Origin of the sequence: Pseudomonas sp. NFACC51 (assembly GCF_900103575.1) — a bacterium.
GTDB lineage: Bacteria > Pseudomonadota > Gammaproteobacteria > Pseudomonadales > Pseudomonadaceae > Aquipseudomonas > Aquipseudomonas fluorescens_Q.
This window is the reverse complement of the sequence record NZ_FMXH01000001.1, coordinates 911,645-928,235: the sequence shown is the minus strand read 5'-3', so window position 1 is coordinate 928,235 and position 16,591 is coordinate 911,645. Positions and strand designations below refer to the sequence as shown.

Below are 16,591 nucleotides of genomic sequence, written 5' to 3'. Positions count from 1 at the left end.
CATTGGGGTGCCTCAAGGCGCCGGGTTCACCTGCACCACGGGAATCAGTTGCGGATCGCTCACGGCCGCCTTGCCGCGCTTCTTGCGCTTGTTGATCAGCGGCGGACATTTGTTTTCGTTGTGCCAGGTCATCTGGCAGTCGAGGCAGTAATGGCATTCGTTGGCATTGATCCGGCCATCGGGATGAATCGCCTGGATCTCGCATTCCTTGGCGCACAGCTGACAGGGGTTGCCACATTCCTTGCGGCGCTTGAGCCAGTCGAACAGCCGCAGCCGGGTCGGCATTGCCAGGGCCGCGCCCAGCGGGCAGACGTAGCGGCAATAGACCTTGCGGGTAAACAGGTTGATCACCAGCAGGCCCACGGCGTACGCCACGAACCACCACTGGCGGTCGAACCTGAGGGTGATGGCGGTCTTGAAGGGCTCCACTTCGGCCAGCCGCTCGGCGGTGGCCATCGACTCCAGCGAAACGCCGAACAGCACCAGCAAAATGATGTACTTGATCGCCCAGAGCCGCTCATGCACGGCAAACGGCAACTCGTATTGGGGCACCTTGAGCTTGCGCGCCAGTTCGTTGATCAACTCCTGTAACGCGCCGAACGGACACAACCAGCCGCAGAACACCCCACGCCCCCACAGCAGAATGCTGCCGGCGGTGAACACCCAGAGAATGAAGATCAGCGGATCGGTGAGAAACAGTTCCCAGCGAAAGCCTTCGAACAAGGCGTGGACGAAGGTCAGCACGTTGACCACCGACAACTGCGCCAAGGCGTAGCCGCCCAGAAACACCACGGTGAAGACCAGGTAGCCGCGGCGCAGCCAGTGCAACAGCGTCGGCCGCCGGGCCAGTGAATCCTGGAAAAACAGGATCGCCGTCAGCACCAGCAGGGCTACGCCAAGCACGGTGATTTCGACACTTTTCTGATACCAGAGCGTCAGCCACATCGGCCGGCTCGCTTCTTCGGCGGCCGCCAGTTGCTCGGCGGTCGGCAATGGCCGCTCCAGGTAAGGCTCCGGCAACTGATAGGCCAGCTCGAAGCTGCTGAAAATACCGCTGACCGGCCCGGTCTGGCGGCGGATCAGCAGCTCCAGGCTCCAAGGCGAACCGGGGTCGAAACGGTGGGACGCGCGAACGATGAACACCGCCATTTCGTCGAACTCAGGCATGTCCTCGGCGGCCACGTCATCCAGGCGCTGGAAGTCCATGTCACGGAAACTGATGACGTCGCCGAACTGACGCACCAGCACCCGGTCGAAAATGCCGCCGCGCACATAACCCGAGCCCTTGAAGGAATAGCGCCCGCTGCCCATCACGGCAATGGCTTGTTCGCCGGGTTTGAGCTCGCTCATCAGCGTGCGATATTGCCCATCGCCCAACAGATTGCGGCCAATGGTGGGCGGGTTGAGGTGGGTGACGTACAGGTCGATGAACGTGTCGTCGGCCTGGGCGGCGCTGGCAACTTCGACCTGTTCGGCGTCGGTGCCTTTGAAGGTGGCGTCTACTTGACCGCGAGTCAGGTGCAGGCGCCGTACAGCGCCGTTGCCGGTCAGGGTCTTCCAGTCGGCGGGCTCGTAGATGTCCTCGCGCACACGAGCCGGCGCCACGGCCAACCCCGCATCGCCCTTGACCAGGCCCAGGGACACCGCGACATCGTGGGCGGCACGCATGATGACTTCGTTGACCACCATCGCCGTCACGGTAGCCCCGGCGATGGCATCCACGGTCACGGCATTCGGGTCGCTGGAATGCCCCACCACCACCCGCTGGTTGACCTTGATGCCGCTGTAGCGCGCGCTGAACGCGTGGAGTTTTTCTTCGGCGATGCCGATCAGCAGAATCGGCTCATGGTGTTCGAGCACATAGGCATCGAGGATCACCCCTGCAGGATCGAGAATGACCTGGACGTTGATCGGCTTGCCGGAATAGGCGGGAATGTCCACCACGTCCAGGCTCTGGAACACATAGCCCAGGACCTTGCCGGCAGCGGACAGCGTGCGCACCTTGAACCGCCCTTCGGGCTCGGAGATCGCGTCGGTCTGGCCCAGGACATGGTGGATGCGCTGTTGCGGGGTGTCGCCGTAGTCCTTGGCCTGGGCCAGGCCCGTGAACAACAGCAGGAAAACGAACAGTCCACGGAGCCAGAGGCGGGATAGGTGCAGCATCACAAAGGGAGGGGTCATGGACGCCAGGGCTTAAAGACAGGATCTTGGCGATCATGGTAGGGGCCGGCCCCATCTTCGGCCCTTGATTGAAATCAACTTGGGAAAAAACTTGAGCCTCGCCACAAAGGTCTTCCATTACAAGGTCGTGGATGTGGGCCATACCGCTTTGTGGCGAGGGAGCTTGCTCCCGCTGGGCTGCGCAGCAGCCCTAAAGCCTGTCATTGCTGTGAGTCATCAACTTCATTAGGGGCGCTTCGCACCCCAGCGGGAGCAAGCTCCCTCGCCACAGGACCGTGCCCACTTTTGTGCCATGTTCACCGTTGGTATCCTGGTCCAGTCCACTCTGCCATCGCCATAATGCAGCGCCATAGCGCCCTGAAACGTTGCACCAACGTCCACAAGGAATGCCCGATGCCCCCACGCCACGCCCCCGCTTCAACCGCTGACTTGCCGCAAGGCACCGGTTTCGTCCGGGTGCGTGGCGCCCGCGAACACAACCTCAAGAACGTCGACGTGGATATCCCCCGCGATGCCCTGGTGGTGTTCACCGGTGTGTCGGGGTCCGGCAAGTCATCGCTGGCCTTCTCCACGCTCTACGCCGAAGCACAGCGTCGTTATTTCGAGTCCGTCGCCCCCTACGCACGGCGCCTGATCGACCAGGTCGGCGTGCCGGACGTGGACAGCATCGAGGGCCTGCCGCCGGCAGTCGCCTTGCAGCAACAGCGCGGCACCCCCAGCGCACGCTCATCGGTGGGCAGCGTCACCACTCTGTCGAGTCTGATTCGCATGCTTTACTCCCGCGCCGGCAGCTACCCGGCCGACCAACCGATGCTCTATGCCGAAGACTTCTCGCCCAACACGCCACAAGGTGCCTGCCAGGAATGCCATGGCCTGGGCCGGGTCTATGAGGTGACCGAAGCCTCCATGGTGCCGGACCCGTCGCTGACCATCCGCGAGCGCGCCGTGGCCGCCTGGCCCATGGCTTGGCAGGGGCAGAACCTGCGGGACATCCTGGTGACCCTGGGCTATGACGTCGACATCCCCTGGCGCGACCTGCCGAAGCAGCAGCGGGACTGGATTCTCTTCACCGAACAAACCCCTACCGTTCCCGTATACGCCGGGCTCACCCCGGCCCAGACCCGCGCTGCTCTCAAACGCAAGCTCGAACCGAGCTACCAGGGCACGTTCAGTGGCGCCCGACGCTACTTGCTGCACACCTTCATGCACTCCCAAAGCGCGCAGATGCGCAAACGCGTGGCGCAATACATGCGCGCCAGCCCCTGCCCCGTGTGCGAAGGCAAGCGGCTCAAACGCCAGGCGTTGACGGTGACCTTTGCCGGCCTGGACATCGCCGAGCTGTCGCACCTGCCGCTGCTTGAGTTGGCCGAAGTGCTCAAGCGCGTCCTGGCACCCGACTACCTGGAACAGGCCGAAGAAACGGGCGACGTCCTCAGCCACCAGCAAACCCGAAAAGCCCGCGAGCAACGCGCCGCCAGGGGCGACAACCCGCACGCGGGTGGGCCCGACGCGCGCCACACACCCAATCTCTCCCTGGAGAAACGCCTGGCCGCCCAACGCATCGCCGCCGAGCTGCTGGAACGGATCGTCACCCTGATCGACCTGGGCCTGGGCTACCTCGCCCTGGAACGCAGCACGCCGACGCTTTCGTCCGGCGAACTGCAACGCCTGCGCCTGGCGACCCAGCTCAATTCCCAGTTGTTCGGGGTGATCTACGTGCTGGACGAACCCTCCGCCGGCCTGCATCCGGCCGACAGCGAGGCGCTGTTTGGCGCCCTGCAACGCCTCAAGGCAGCGGGCAACTCGGTGTTTGTGGTCGAACATGACCTCGATACCATGCGCCGGGCCGACTGGCTCATCGACGTCGGCCCGGACGCCGGCGAACAAGGCGGGAAAGTCCTCTACAGCGGTCCGCCGTCAGGCCTCGGCCAAGTGCCGGAATCACGCACCCGCGCCTACCTCTTTGGCGAGGAACACGTTATGGCACGCAGCCCTCGGACACCCAGGGATTGGCTGCGCCTGGAAGGCATCACCCGCAACAACCTCGACAACTTGAGCGCGGCCTTTCCCTTGGGTTGCTTCACCGCCGTGACCGGCATCTCCGGCTCAGGCAAATCCAGCCTCGTCAGCCAGGCCCTGTTGGATCTGGTCGGCGCCCACCTGGGCCAGGCCAGCCCCAACGCCGAACCCGATGAACAAAGCCTGGAAGACGAACCCGTGCAAACCAGCGGCGGACGCGTTAGCGCTGGGCTTGAAGCGGTCAGGCGGCTGGTGCAGGTGGACCAGAAACCCATCGGCCGCACCCCGCGCTCCAACCTCGCCACCTACACCGGGCTGTTCGATCACGTGCGCAAACTGTTTGCCGCGACAGCGCAGGCGCAAGCACTGGGATTCGATGCCGGACGGTTTTCCTTCAACGTCGCCAAGGGCCGTTGCGAGACCTGTGAGCGCGAGGGTTTCGTCAGTGTGGAATTGCTGTTCATGCCCAGCGTGTACGCGCCCTGCCCCACCTGCCATGGTGCGCGCTACAACCCGCAGACCCTGGAAGTGAACTGGCAGGGCTTGAACATTTCCCAAGTGCTGCAACTGACCGTGAACCAAGCACTCGAGGTGTTTGCCGAGCAAGCGGCGGCCAGGCGCTCATTGCAGGTGCTGCAAGATATCGGGTTGGGCTACCTGCGCCTGGGCCAACCGGCCACGGAACTGTCCGGCGGCGAAGCCCAGCGGATCAAGCTGGCGACAGAACTGCAGCGCAAGGCCCGGGGGGCGACGTTGTATGTGTTGGATGAGCCCACCAACGGGCTGCACCCCCAAGACGTCGACCGCTTGCTGGTACAGTTGAATCGCCTGGTGGAGGACGGTCACACGGTGGTTGTGGTGGAACATGACATGCGCGTCGTGGCACAGAGTGACTGGGTCATCGACATCGGCCCGGGCGCAGGTTCCCAAGGTGGGAACGTCGTGGCCTGCGGGGCTCCGGAGGAAGTCGCGGCCTGCCGGGAAAGCCGGACGGCGGCGTTTCTGAAAAGGGCTTTGCAGCCCGGAAGATAACTCCCGTGGCGAGGGAGCTTGCTCCCGCTGGGGTGCGAAGCACCCCCAATGAAGCTGACTACATCAACCTGATACACCTCAGTGACTGGCCTTGGGGCTGCTTCGCAGCCCAGCGGGAGCAAGCTCCCTCGCCACAAGAGCGGTTTTCAGACCGTACGCGAATACTGAACCGTCTGGTCCGCCCCCAGGTACGCGTCGAAAGCCATGGCCACGTTGCGCATCATCAATTGCCCCTGGGGCAACAACACCAGCTTGTCGTCGCGAAGGTCCAGCAGTCCGTCGCGCACCAGCTCCTGGAGTCGGTCCAGGGCATCGGCGAAGTACTCGGTAAATCGAATGCCGTGGGCGCGCTCGATCTGGCCGAAATCGATGCGTGCGTGACACATCAGTTCGCTGATGACCTCGCGCCGCAGGCGATCGTCGTCGCTCAGCCGATAACCACGCTGCACCGCCAACAAGCCTTGATCCAACCGGGCGTAATACTGGGAAAGCTCCTTGACGTTCTGGTTGTAGCTGTCGCCCACCTTGCCGATCGAGGACACCCCCAGGCCAATCAGGTCGCAGTCGGCGTGGGTGGAGTAACCCTGGAAATTGCGCTGCAGGCTGCCCTGGGCGCGGGCGCGTACCAGTTCGTCATCCGGCAAGGCAAAGTGGTCCATGCCGATATAGACGTAGCCGGCTTCAGTCAGGCGATTGATGGTCAGCTCGAGCAACTCCAGCTTGCGCTCTGGCGGCGGCATGTCTTCTGGCCGGATCATCCGTTGCGCCCGCACCCGTTGCGGCAGGTGGGCGTAGCTGTAGGCCGCGATCCGGTCCGGACGCAGGGCGATGATCTTGCTCAAGGTGACATCGAAACTGGCGATGGTCTGCAAAGGCAGGCCATAGATCAGATCGACGCTGACCGACTTGAAACGCGCCAGGCGCGCGGCCTCCACCAGCTCGACGACCTGGGCTTCGCTTTGCACCCGATTGACGGCGATCTGCACCTGGGCATCGAAATCCTGGACGCCAAAGCTCAGGCGGTTGAACCCCAGCTGGCGCAAGCCTTGGATCTGTTGCGCATCGATGGTCCGCGGATCGACCTCGATGGAAAACTCATGGGCGTCGCTGTCGTCCATGTCGAACGACTGGTGCAGGCAGTCCATCAGGTCGGCCAGTTGCTCATGGGTCAGGTAAGTCGGCGTGCCCCCGCCCAGATGCAGTTGGGTCAGTTTGCGCGAGCGATCGAACAAGCCCGCCTGCAGGGCAATTTCGCGCTTGAGGTAGGTCAGGTATTCGACGGCACGATGGCTTTTACGCGTGATGATCTTGTTGCACGCGCAGTAATAGCAGAGGCTCTGGCAGAACGGGATATGGATGTACACCGATAACGACTTGGGCTGCGGCGCCTGGTTGCTGCGCTGGGCAGCCTGCTGGTATTCGTCCATGGCAAAGGCCTGGTGGAACTGCGGCGCCGTCGGATAAGAGGTGTAGCGCGGCCCCGGGCGGTCGTATTTCTCCACCAGGGCACGATTGAAACCGGATACAGCATTCATGATGGGTTCAACTTTTCAAAAGGGTGTGGGCCTGCGTCATCCATTCCTGGGTCGAACAGATTGCAGATCGCATCGACGTTCAAGCGCCCGGCGGGCAGGATGCCGATAAACCGGCTCGACAGTTCGATCAATCCCTGGTCATGCAACACTTCCAGCGACGGCCAGACAGACGCGAAATGCTCGCGAAACACCAGGCCGAAGCGTGCCTCGATGGCCAGGATATCCAGCTCCAGATCACAGGACAGCTGCTCGGTCACGCTCGCCTTGACCTGATCCTGCGCTTCACAGCGCCAGCCGCGACACACCGGCAACTGCCCGGCGTCCAGCTGTTGGCAATATTGATGCAGGTCGTCGGTGTTCTGTACGTACAGGTGCTCGATCTGAGTAATGGCCGACAGACCGAAGCCCACATGATCACAGCAACCGTGACGGGTAAAACCCTGGCAATTGCGATGCAGGCGTCCGTGCTCCTGGGCCACCGCCAGGTCATCGTCGGCCCTGACGAACTGGCCCAGGCCGATGTAGTGATAGCCGGCGCCAATCAGTTGCTCGCAGCAGATGCGCCGCATGGCGTCCTTGTCGGTCGGGCTGCAAAAGGCACCGGCCACCCCGGCGTTCTTCGAGCGGTAACGATAAGGCGCGCGGGCATAGTCGAAAACGTGCAACCGGTCCGGTTCCAGTTCGATCAGCGTCGCCAGCTTCAGGGCGAAACTGCTGGGCGTCTGCCAAGCGTGACCGTAGCCCAGGTCAATGTTGATGGAGCGAAAACCAAACGTGCGCGCCGCATCGATCAACGAATGGATCGGAGCCGGATTCTGGTAGCAATCGACCGACAGGTCGCTGTCGACGCCAATGTCGGGGACGCCGATGCTGACATGAGTGAAACCCTGGTCACGGATCAGGCCCATGGTCGACCAATCCGTGTGGTGCAGGTCCACCTCGATACTGTGGTCGCCACCGTCGTATTCACTGAAGTCGAAGCGCTTGCGCAGGTCACTCATCAACTTCTGCAGATGAGCGATCACCGGTGTGCCACCGGTCAGGCAAAACTGCTCGACACGCCGCCCTGCGCCCAAGTGGCAACCGACCAACCCCAGCTCATACGTCAGACGTTGCAGATAACCCTCGATCTCGCCGCACCGGCAGTCACTGGCCAGGGGCGAACACGACGCCAGCCGCAAGCGCGAAGGCAGGTGCACCGCCAGGGACAAGGGCCGTCGTTTCTGACGGCTGCTGCGCAACCCTCGAAGCAGGTCGAGCGAACCGATGCCTGTGTGGAATCTACGTGTACCGACCGGACAATCGAAATCAGCCACCACAGACGCGAGGCCCGAAGGTCGCTCACCGAGGGTATGGAACGGGTCGAACATGACAATCTCCGAGTGGCAGTGCGGGAGCAGTTTGCGGGGTAACCCGCCGGGGCACCTTGACCTGTATCAAGCGCCTTGGAACCACGCGCCAGCGCTTACCAGGTGACGTAGAACATGGCCTTGGCCAGCAGCACGATCGCGATCATGTGCAGGAACACGCTGGTATGGATGATGTGCACGTAGCGGGCGTTCATGCGCCCACTCCTGAACAACCACATGGCCCAGAGGAAATGGCCCAGCACACTGCCCGCCAACAGGATCTTGAGCCCCAGCAGCAAACCGAAGGATGACTGCAACGGCGACGAGAGCACCGGCCAATAGCGCAGCCAGACCATGCCAATGCCCGCGCCGAACAGCACCAGCAGCACCCACGGCATCAACTGCCGGGCGCGTTGGCTGATGCCTTGCTCCAGCAGCACCATGACCTTGATGGGCAGTTGTTTGCGGATGCTCTCCAGGAACAGGACTTCGAAGAAAACCGTGCCGATGAAAACCAGCGCGGCAAACAGGTGCAAGGTCAGAAACAGCGGATAAATCATGGGGTTCCTCGGTCGCCCTCTTCAGCGGGGCGATGGTTTATTCGAGGTTATCCCGCAGCCCTGGAAACGAGCTTGATGCCAATCAAGGAAGCCGCATGTCCGCCACACCAACGGCCCCACAGTAGGCGGCGTCGGGCTTCAGAAAGCGTCAACGAAACGTTACTCCTGCCCATTCCGACACAACCGCTGATCAGTTAGTCCGGCTTTTTGACACTTTCCCCGATATGCGGTCACAACTTTTGCGCTCCGTTGGGTCATAACACGAAGGTCGTCGATGGAATGTTGACGTCTACCTAGGTTTAAGCCTGATACGGAGATAAGCTCATGATTTTCAACGTACAAAATTTTGGCGCCAAAGGAGATGGCATCACCGACGACACGGCAGCCATCCAAAGTGCGATTGATGCGGCGGCAGCGGCCGGCGGTGGGCAGGTGTACATGCCGACCGGTACCTACATCGTTTCGGGGGGTGAGGAACCTTCCGATGGCTGCCTGATGCTCAAGAGCAATGTCTACCTGTACGGCGACGGCATGGGCGAGACCACGGTCAAGCTGGTCGACGGCTCCGACACCAAGATCACCGGTATCATCCGCTCGGCCTACGGCGAGGAAACCCACGACTTCGGCGTCAGCAACCTCACCATCGACGGCAACCGCGACAGCACCACCGGCAAGGTCGACGGCTGGTTCAACGGCTACATTCCAGGCGAAGAAGGCTACGATTCCAACGTCACCCTCGACAGCGTCGAGATCAAGGATTGCTCCGGGTACGGTTTCGACCCCCACGAGCAAACCGTCAACATGGTCATCAAGAACAGCGTGTCCCACGGCAACGGCCTGGACGGCTTCGTCGCCGACTTCCTCAGCGACAGCACCTTCGAAAACAACGTCGCCTACGACAACGACCGCCATGGCTTCAACGTCGTCACCAGCACCCACGATTTCACCATGACCAATAACGTCGCCTACGACAACGGCGGCAATGGCATCGTGATCCAGCGCGGCAGCGAGGACATTCCCTCGCCCAGCAACATCACCATCACCGGCGGCGAGGTGTACGGCAACGGCGCCGAAGGGGTGCTGATCAAGCTCTCCAGCGAAGTGACCGTCACCGGCGTCGACATCCACGATAACAGCAGCGCCGGGATTCGCATCTACGGCAGCAACCACGTCGAAATCATCGACAACACCCTCAACAACAATTCCCTGGGCGGCGCCGTACCGGAAATCATCATCCAGTCCTACGACGACACCCTGGGCGTGTCCGGCAAGTACTTCAACGGCAGTGACAACCTCATCCAGGGCAACATCATCAGCGGCAGCGACCTGTCGACCTACGGTGTTGCAGAGCGCAATGAAGACGGCACCGACCGCAACGCCATCATCGCCAACACCATCAGCCACACCAGCAAGGGCGCCACGCTGGTCTATGGCGACGGCAGCTACGTCAGCGCCACGGTGCCGATGACCACCGTGCAAGGTACCGCGGGCAACGACACACTGCTCGGCAGCGCCGCCAGCGAGATTTTCTATGGCGGCGCGGGCAACGATACGATCAATGGTGCGGCCGGTGGCGACATCCTGGTCGGTGGCGCCGGCATCGACAAACTCACTGGCGGCACCGGCGCCGATACGTTCCGGTTCGTCGCCCAGTCGGACAGTTACCGCAACGCCACCTCCAGTTTCGATGACACCATCACCGACTTCGACGTCACCCAGGACAAGATCGACCTTGCCGGCCTCGGTTTCACCGGCCTGGGCAATGGCCGTGGCGGCACCCTGCAGGTCAGCTACAGCGCCAGCAGCGACCGCACCTACATCAAGGACTACGACGCCGATGCCAGCGGTAATCGCTTCGAGTTGATTCTCTCGGGCAACCTGAGCAGCACCCTGACGGCCAGTAACTTCATCTTCAACCGGGTGATCACCGGCACCAGCGGCAGCGACTCGCTGTTGGGTAGCGATGCGGCCGATACCCTGCTCGGCCTGGCAGGCAATGACAGCCTCAGCGGTGGTGCGGGCGACGACAAGCTCGACGGCGGTGCTGGCATGGACACCCTCACCGGTGGCGCCGGGGCGGACACCTTCGTGTTCTCCAACCGCCTGGACAGCTACCGCAACTACAACACCGGTGGCGCCAACCTCGGCGACCTGATTACCGACTTCAACGTCAGCGCCGACAAGATCGACCTCTCGGCCATGGGTTTCACTGGCCTGGGGGACGGCAAGAACAACACCGTGTACCTGGTGCTCAACAGTGCCGGCACCAAGACCTACATCAAGTCCCTGGAGGCCGACGCCAATGGCAACCGCTTCGAAGTGGCGTTGGATGGCAATTACCTCAACACCTTGACCAGCGCCAACTTCGTCTTCGCCACCACCTCGCCGACCAACCAGGCGCCGGTACTGGCGACGCCGCTGTTGGACCAGAACGCGACCGAAAATACCCCGTTCAGTTACGTGGTGCCGGCCACCAGTTTCACCGATCCGGACAACGACAGCCTGAGCTACACCGCCAAACTCGCCAATGGCAACGCCCTGCCCAGCTGGCTGGTCTTCGATGCCGCCACCCGCACCTTCAGTGGCACGCCGCCCGACACCGCGTCGGGCACCTACGCCATCCAGGTCACAGCAAGCGACGGCAGCAACGCCATCGTCAGCGACAGCTTTACCCTCGCCGTGCAGGACGTTCCCACCACCATTGTGATCAATGGCACGCCGAACAACGACACGCTGACCGGCACCGCGGCCAATGAACAACTGTTCGGTGGCGCGGGCAACGACACCCTCAATGGCGGTGCCGGCAACGACATCCTGGTCGGCGGCACCGGGGTCGACAAACTCACCGGTGGCACCGGCGCCGATGTGTTCCGCTACACCTCGAAACTCGACAGCTACCGCACCAGTTCCACCAGCGCCAGTGACCAGATCCTCGACTTCGAGCTGACGGCGGACAAGATCGATGTCTCGGCGCTTGGCTATACCGGCCTGGGCAACGGGCTCAACGGCACCCTGCAGGTCACTTACAGCTCGTCGACCAACCGCACCTACCTCAAGGACCTCACGGTCGACGCCAACGGCAACCGGTTCGAGATCTCGATGGCGGGCAACTTCGTCAGCAGCCTGACGGCCAGTCACTTCGTCTTCGCCGACCAGACCAACCCCACCAACGTGGCCCCGGTCGTGGCCACCCCACTCCTGGACCAGAACGCCAGTGAAAGCACGCCTTTCAAATACACGGTGGCGAGCAACAGCTTCACCGACGCCAACCAGGATGTGCTGACCTATACCGCGACCCTCGCCAATGGCACTGCCCTACCCACCTGGCTGAGCTTCAACGCCACCAGCCTGACCTTCAGCGGCACGCCAACCAGCACCGCTGCAGGCAACTACGACATACTGGTCAAGGCCACCGACCCCTCGGGCGCCTCGGTCAGCGACAACTTCAGCCTGGTGGTGGCCGATGCGCCCGCCAACACCATTACCGGCACCAACAACGCCGAAACCCTCAACGGCACGACGGGTGCGGACCTGATCCTCGGCCTCGGCGGCAACGATACGATCAAGGCCGGCACCGGCGCGGATATCGTCGACGGCGGTGCCGGACGCGACTCGTTGTACGGTGGCGATGGCGCCGACACGTTCCGCTACAGCAACCTGTCCGATAGCTACCGCGACTACGACACCGGGGGTGTCACAGCCACCGACACGATTTATGACTTTACCGTTGGCGTCGACAAAATCGACGTTTCAGGGCTGGGCTTTCTCGGCCTCGGCGATGGCAGCAACGGCACGCTGTACATGACCCTGAACACGGCGGGCGACAAAACCTACATCAAGTCCGCCGACGCCGACGCCGATGGCAATCGCTTCGAGATCGCCCTCAACGGCAACTACCTCAACACCCTCACCGCCAACGACTTCGTCTTCGGCGAGCGCGCCCAGCAGGACATTCTCTACCTGCCCACCCTCGGCCAATCCAATGCGCGCCTGCTGCGCATGACCGAGGACGATGACCAATCCGGCACCTCGATGCTGGTCAATGACTTGAACCGCTACACCACCTACGACGTGCGCAGCCAGTTCACCGATGCCGATGGCAACGGTATCGACATCGCGGTCGGCGGCAGCACGGTCAACGGCCTGTCCACTCTCAGCCCCGAGGAACTCCAACTGTGCTGGTGGCTGACAGACACCAACCAACCCGGGCCGGCACTGTTGCGGGCGGTGACGTTGCTGCGCGACCAGCGCACCGAACTGCAGTCGATCGACAACGTCACCATGGGCATCATCTGGGGCCAGGGCGAGGAAGCCGCCCAGGAAATCGCCCGCGCCACGGACAAGGCCGCGGCAGCAGCGGCCTATAAGGCCGCGACCCTGAAGGTGTTCGACTATTTGCATGCCCAATTTGGCAACTTCAGCGTCTATCTGATGGAAACCGGTCACTACGAAGAGGATGCGGCCCGGGCCCGGGGTTATTCGGAAGAAAAAATCGCGTCCATCGTCGAGGGCGTCGGTTATGTCCGCGCCGCCCAGGAGGCCATGGCCGCCGAGCGCGCCGACGTCAAGCTGGCGGTGGACTACACCGACCTGCCCTTGCGCTACGAAGTCGACCCGCTGGTGTATCCCGATGACGTCTGGCACCTGCACGAGGAGTCAGCGGAAATCGTCGGTCAACGCCTGGCGGACTACATTGCCGATGACCTGGGCTTCCAGGGCAACCCCAACGACAACAACAGCGTGCAGGACATTTTCGACAACGCCCAGAACCAGGGCGGGATGATCTCCGGCACCGACCAGGACGACACCCTGGTGGGCAGTTCGGGCAACGATACGATCGATGGCGACCTGGGCGCCGACACCATGGCCGGCGGCGATGGCAACGACATCTACGTGGTCGACAACGCGTTAGACAGTGTGGTGGAAACCAACACATCGACGGCGCAGATCGATACGGTGCAGGCCTCGGTCAGTTGGACGCTGGGGGCCAATCTCGAGAATCTGGTGCTCACCGGTGTATCAGACATCGACGGCACCGGCAATGAACGGCGCAACTTCATCACCGGCAATGCCGCCAACAACGTGCTCGACGGCGCCGCAGGGAACGACAGCATGAGCGGTGGTGACGGCAACGACAGTTACTTTGTCGACAATGCCGACGACAGCGTGATCGAGACCAACAGCAATACCGTGACTGGCGGGATCGACAGCGTGCACAGCAGCCTCGCGACCTATACCTTGGGCAACAACGTCGAGAACCTGTATGTCGATAGCACCGGCGCCGCCAATGGCACCGGCAATGCGCTGGACAATACGCTGTTCGCCGGCGCCGGCAACAATGTGCTGGATGGACGCGATGGCATTGACACGGCCAGCTTCGAGCGCGCCCTGTCTGGCGTGACCGTCAACCTCTCGACGTCGGCGCAACAGAACACCGTGGGGTCCGGGCTCGACACCTTGAAGTTCATCGAGAACCTGAAAGGAAGCGCCTACGCCGACACACTGTCGGGGAACAGCGCGGCAAACGTCCTCGATGGAGGGGCCGGCAACGATACGCTGGTGGGTGGTTCGGGCGATGACCGGTTGATTGGCGGCGCAGGCACCGACAACCTCACCGGTGGCACTGGTGCGGACACCTACGCATTTGGTGCGCTGTCAGACATGGGCGTCGGGGCCTTGCGCGATGTGATCAGCGGTTTCAAGAGTACGGAGTTCGACAAGTTGGACCTCACCGGCCTGGACGCCAACCCGCTGACCGCCACGGTCGATGCCTTCACGTTCATCGGCAGCAACGCCTTCGACGCCACCAACGCCACCGGCCAGCTGCGCTTCGTCGATGGCATCCTCTCCGGCAGCACCAACGCCGACGCCACCCCCGAGTTCGAATTCGAACTGGTGGGCGTCAAGGAGCTGCACGCCAGCGACTTCACCGCCTGATTGCCCCTGAGCAGGCTTACCCGCAATAGCTGCGGCACATTCAGCATGGATGCTGACTGACCACCGCTATCGCGAGAGAGCTCCCCACAGGACGGCGTGCTGTGCCAGAAAAGCTGAAGGTCATGGGCGGCTTTTGTGGCGAGGGAGCTTGCTCCCGCTCGGCTGCGCAGCAGTCGTGAACCGGTGGACTCGGTCTGCCTGATACCACGCATTGTCTGGGTTTGGGGCCGCTTCGCAGCCCAGCGGGAGCAAGCTCCCTCGCCACAGGGATAAGTTGCGAACTTGAACCCTGGCTTGTCTAGAACAAGCTTTGCACCTGCTCCAGCACCGCGCGGTTCATCTGGCCGGTGTGGGTGTGCAGGCTCACATAGCTTTGCAGCATGTCGAGCTTGGTATTGAGCAGGTCTCGACGGGCCTGGGGACGGCGTGTTGTGCCAGAAAAGTTGAAGGTCATGGGCGGCTTTTGTGGCGAGGGAGCTTGCTCCCGCTCGGCTGCGCAGCAGTCGTGAACCGGTGGACTCGGTCTGCCTGATACCACGCATTGTCTGGGTTTGGGGCCGCTTCGCAGCCCAGCGGGAGCAAGCTCCCTCGCCACAGGGATAAGTTGCGAACTTGAACCCTGGATTGTCTAGAACAAGCTTTGCACCTGCTCCAGTACCGCGTGGTTCATCTGGCCGGTGTGGGTGTGCAGGCTCACATAGCTTTGCAGCATGTCGAGCTTGGTATTGAGCAGGTCTCGACGGGCCTGGAACAGCCGCTGCTGCGCGTCAAGAATATCCACCGTGGAGCGCACGCCGCCCTGGAAGCCTTTTTCCGTCGAGGTCAGTGCTCGCTGATTGGACTCCACCGCCCGTTGCATCGCCTTACTCTTGGCAAACCCGGCTACGACGCCCAGGTAATCGGCCTCGATATCCTCGGCCAGTTGTTGGCGTTGCACGTCGTAGTCGGACTGGGCGCCGGCCAGTTGCGCTTCGGCCTTGGCCACCGACGCCCGTACCGCCCCGCCGCGATACAACGGAATATCCAACTGCACCCCCACGTAGTAGGTGTCCTGGCGCGGGTCGAGTTCCTGGTATTGACGGGTTTCCCGCCGGGTCAACTGAGTGGTCAGCGACAAGGTTGGATAATGCCCGGCACGCTGGCTGTCGGCCTGGGCCTCGGCCACTTTCACCGCGGCCAGCCGAGCGGCCAGTTCGGGGCTGGCTTCACGGGCAATCGCCGTCCAGTACGGTAAGTCCTGCTCAGGCGGGATCGGACTGCCGGCGGCCAGTTCTTCGCGCATCGGCAGGATGTCATCGATGGGCACGCTGGCACGCCCGGACAAGGCCCGCAACGCCGCCACGCGACGCGCCTGGGCTTCAGCCTCCTGGGCATGCACCAGGTCGAGCCGCGCCTGGGCTTCGTCGATATCGGTGATCGCGCCTTGGCCGCCCTCGTACAGTTTTTTGCTCTGGATGACCAAGCCTTGGATGGCCGCCTTTTGCTGCTGGATCAGCTTGATCTCGTTCTCGGCCCGGGCAACGTCGAAATACCCCTTTGCCACCCGGTCATACAAGGTCTGATCGGCCACGTCGAACACCTGAATACCCAGTTGCCCCCGCGCCTTGCCTTCCTGGTACGCAGCCCAGCGGGCCTTGTCGTAGAGCGGCTGTTGCGCCGCCAGCGTGACGTTGTTGGCCTGGTAATCGTTGCTGTTGACGTAAGTGCTGTCGTCACCGCCGTCGGTCCGCCCGCCGTAGCCGTAGCGCGAGGTCAGCGACACTTGCGGGTAAAGGCCGCCACGCCCGATGTCCTCTTCATGCCGCGAAGCTTCAAAAGCGTGAGCCGCCGATTGCACGGTCGGATCATTGAGGCGCGAGGCATCGTAGGCGGCGGTGAGGCTCAGGCCTCCCTCGGCAGCCCACAGCGGATCGATCAACGCCCAACCGGTATACAGGCCCAGCAACACACGGCAACGGTAGCGGCGACGGTCGACCAT

Annotated in this window: 8 protein-coding genes; 2 read left to right on the top strand and 6 right to left on the bottom strand. The window is 62.6% G+C overall.

Annotated elements, in window-relative coordinates; all coding sequences use genetic code 11:
• Window positions 1-12: 12 nt before the first annotated feature.
• A complete protein-coding gene (nosR, locus tag BLT00_RS03965; protein ID WP_238992597.1) occupies window positions 13-2,181 on the bottom strand; it encodes a transcriptional regulator NosR in 2,169 nt (722 codons plus the stop codon).
• Between the two features lie 393 nt (window positions 2,182-2,574).
• Between nosR and BLT00_RS03960 the strand changes: the two genes are divergently transcribed.
• Entirely contained in the window at window positions 2,575-5,232 is a 2,658-nt protein-coding gene (locus BLT00_RS03960; protein WP_092141453.1) for an excinuclease ABC subunit UvrA, read from the top strand.
• A 146-nt stretch (window positions 5,233-5,378) separates the two neighbouring features.
• Here the strand turns inward: BLT00_RS03960 and hemN are convergent, their stop codons facing one another.
• The 3 genes from hemN to BLT00_RS03945 form a co-directional block, all read right to left on the bottom strand.
• Complete coding sequence (hemN, locus tag BLT00_RS03955) at window positions 5,379-6,767, bottom strand: oxygen-independent coproporphyrinogen III oxidase (protein WP_092141457.1); 1,389 nt, start codon at window positions 6,765-6,767, stop codon at window positions 5,379-5,381.
• Window positions 6,764-8,137 carry an oxygen-independent coproporphyrinogen III oxidase gene (locus BLT00_RS03950; protein WP_092141460.1) on the bottom strand — a complete coding sequence of 458 codons (1,374 nt, stop codon included), beginning with the start codon at window positions 8,135-8,137 and terminating at the stop codon, window positions 6,764-6,766. The genes hemN and BLT00_RS03950 overlap by 4 nt, the downstream gene beginning before the upstream one ends.
• 95 nt (window positions 8,138-8,232) lie before the next feature.
• Entirely contained in the window at window positions 8,233-8,676 is a 444-nt protein-coding gene (locus BLT00_RS03945) for a CopD family copper resistance protein (protein WP_092141463.1), read from the bottom strand.
• 324 nt (window positions 8,677-9,000) lie between these two features.
• Between BLT00_RS03945 and BLT00_RS03940 the strand changes: the two genes are divergently transcribed.
• A complete protein-coding gene (locus tag BLT00_RS03940) occupies window positions 9,001-14,613 on the top strand; it encodes a putative Ig domain-containing protein (RefSeq protein WP_092141466.1) in 5,613 nt (1,870 codons plus the stop codon).
• A 298-nt stretch (window positions 14,614-14,911) separates the two neighbouring features.
• On the opposite strand, the gene BLT00_RS31770 is transcribed toward BLT00_RS03940, so the two are convergent.
• Entirely contained in the window at window positions 14,912-15,067 is a 156-nt protein-coding gene (locus BLT00_RS31770) for a hypothetical protein (protein ID WP_158265792.1), read from the bottom strand.
• Between the two features lie 174 nt (window positions 15,068-15,241).
• Window positions 15,242-16,591, bottom strand: coding sequence for a TolC family outer membrane protein (locus tag BLT00_RS03935; RefSeq protein ID WP_092141469.1), 1,350 nt, complete (start codon window positions 16,589-16,591; stop codon window positions 15,242-15,244).

Coding starts and splice junctions, on each gene's coding strand:
- nosR (WP_238992597.1), bottom strand. CDS start 2,181: ATGACCCCTCCCTTTGTGATGCTGCACCTATCCCGCCTCTGGCTCCGT.
- BLT00_RS03960 (WP_092141453.1), top strand. CDS start 2,575: ATGCCCCCACGCCACGCCCCCGCTTCAACCGCTGACTTGCCGCAAGGC.
- hemN (WP_092141457.1), bottom strand. CDS start 6,767: ATGAATGCTGTATCCGGTTTCAATCGTGCCCTGGTGGAGAAATACGAC.
- BLT00_RS03950 (WP_092141460.1), bottom strand. CDS start 8,137: ATGTTCGACCCGTTCCATACCCTCGGTGAGCGACCTTCGGGCCTCGCG.
- BLT00_RS03945 (WP_092141463.1), bottom strand. CDS start 8,676: ATGATTTATCCGCTGTTTCTGACCTTGCACCTGTTTGCCGCGCTGGTT.
- BLT00_RS03940 (WP_092141466.1), top strand. CDS start 9,001: ATGATTTTCAACGTACAAAATTTTGGCGCCAAAGGAGATGGCATCACC.
- BLT00_RS31770 (WP_158265792.1), bottom strand. CDS start 15,067: ATGACCTTCAACTTTTCTGGCACAACACGCCGTCCCCAGGCCCGTCGA.
- BLT00_RS03935 (WP_092141469.1), bottom strand. CDS start 16,591: ATGGTCGACCGTCGCCGCTACCGTTGCCGTGTGTTGCTGGGCCTGTAT.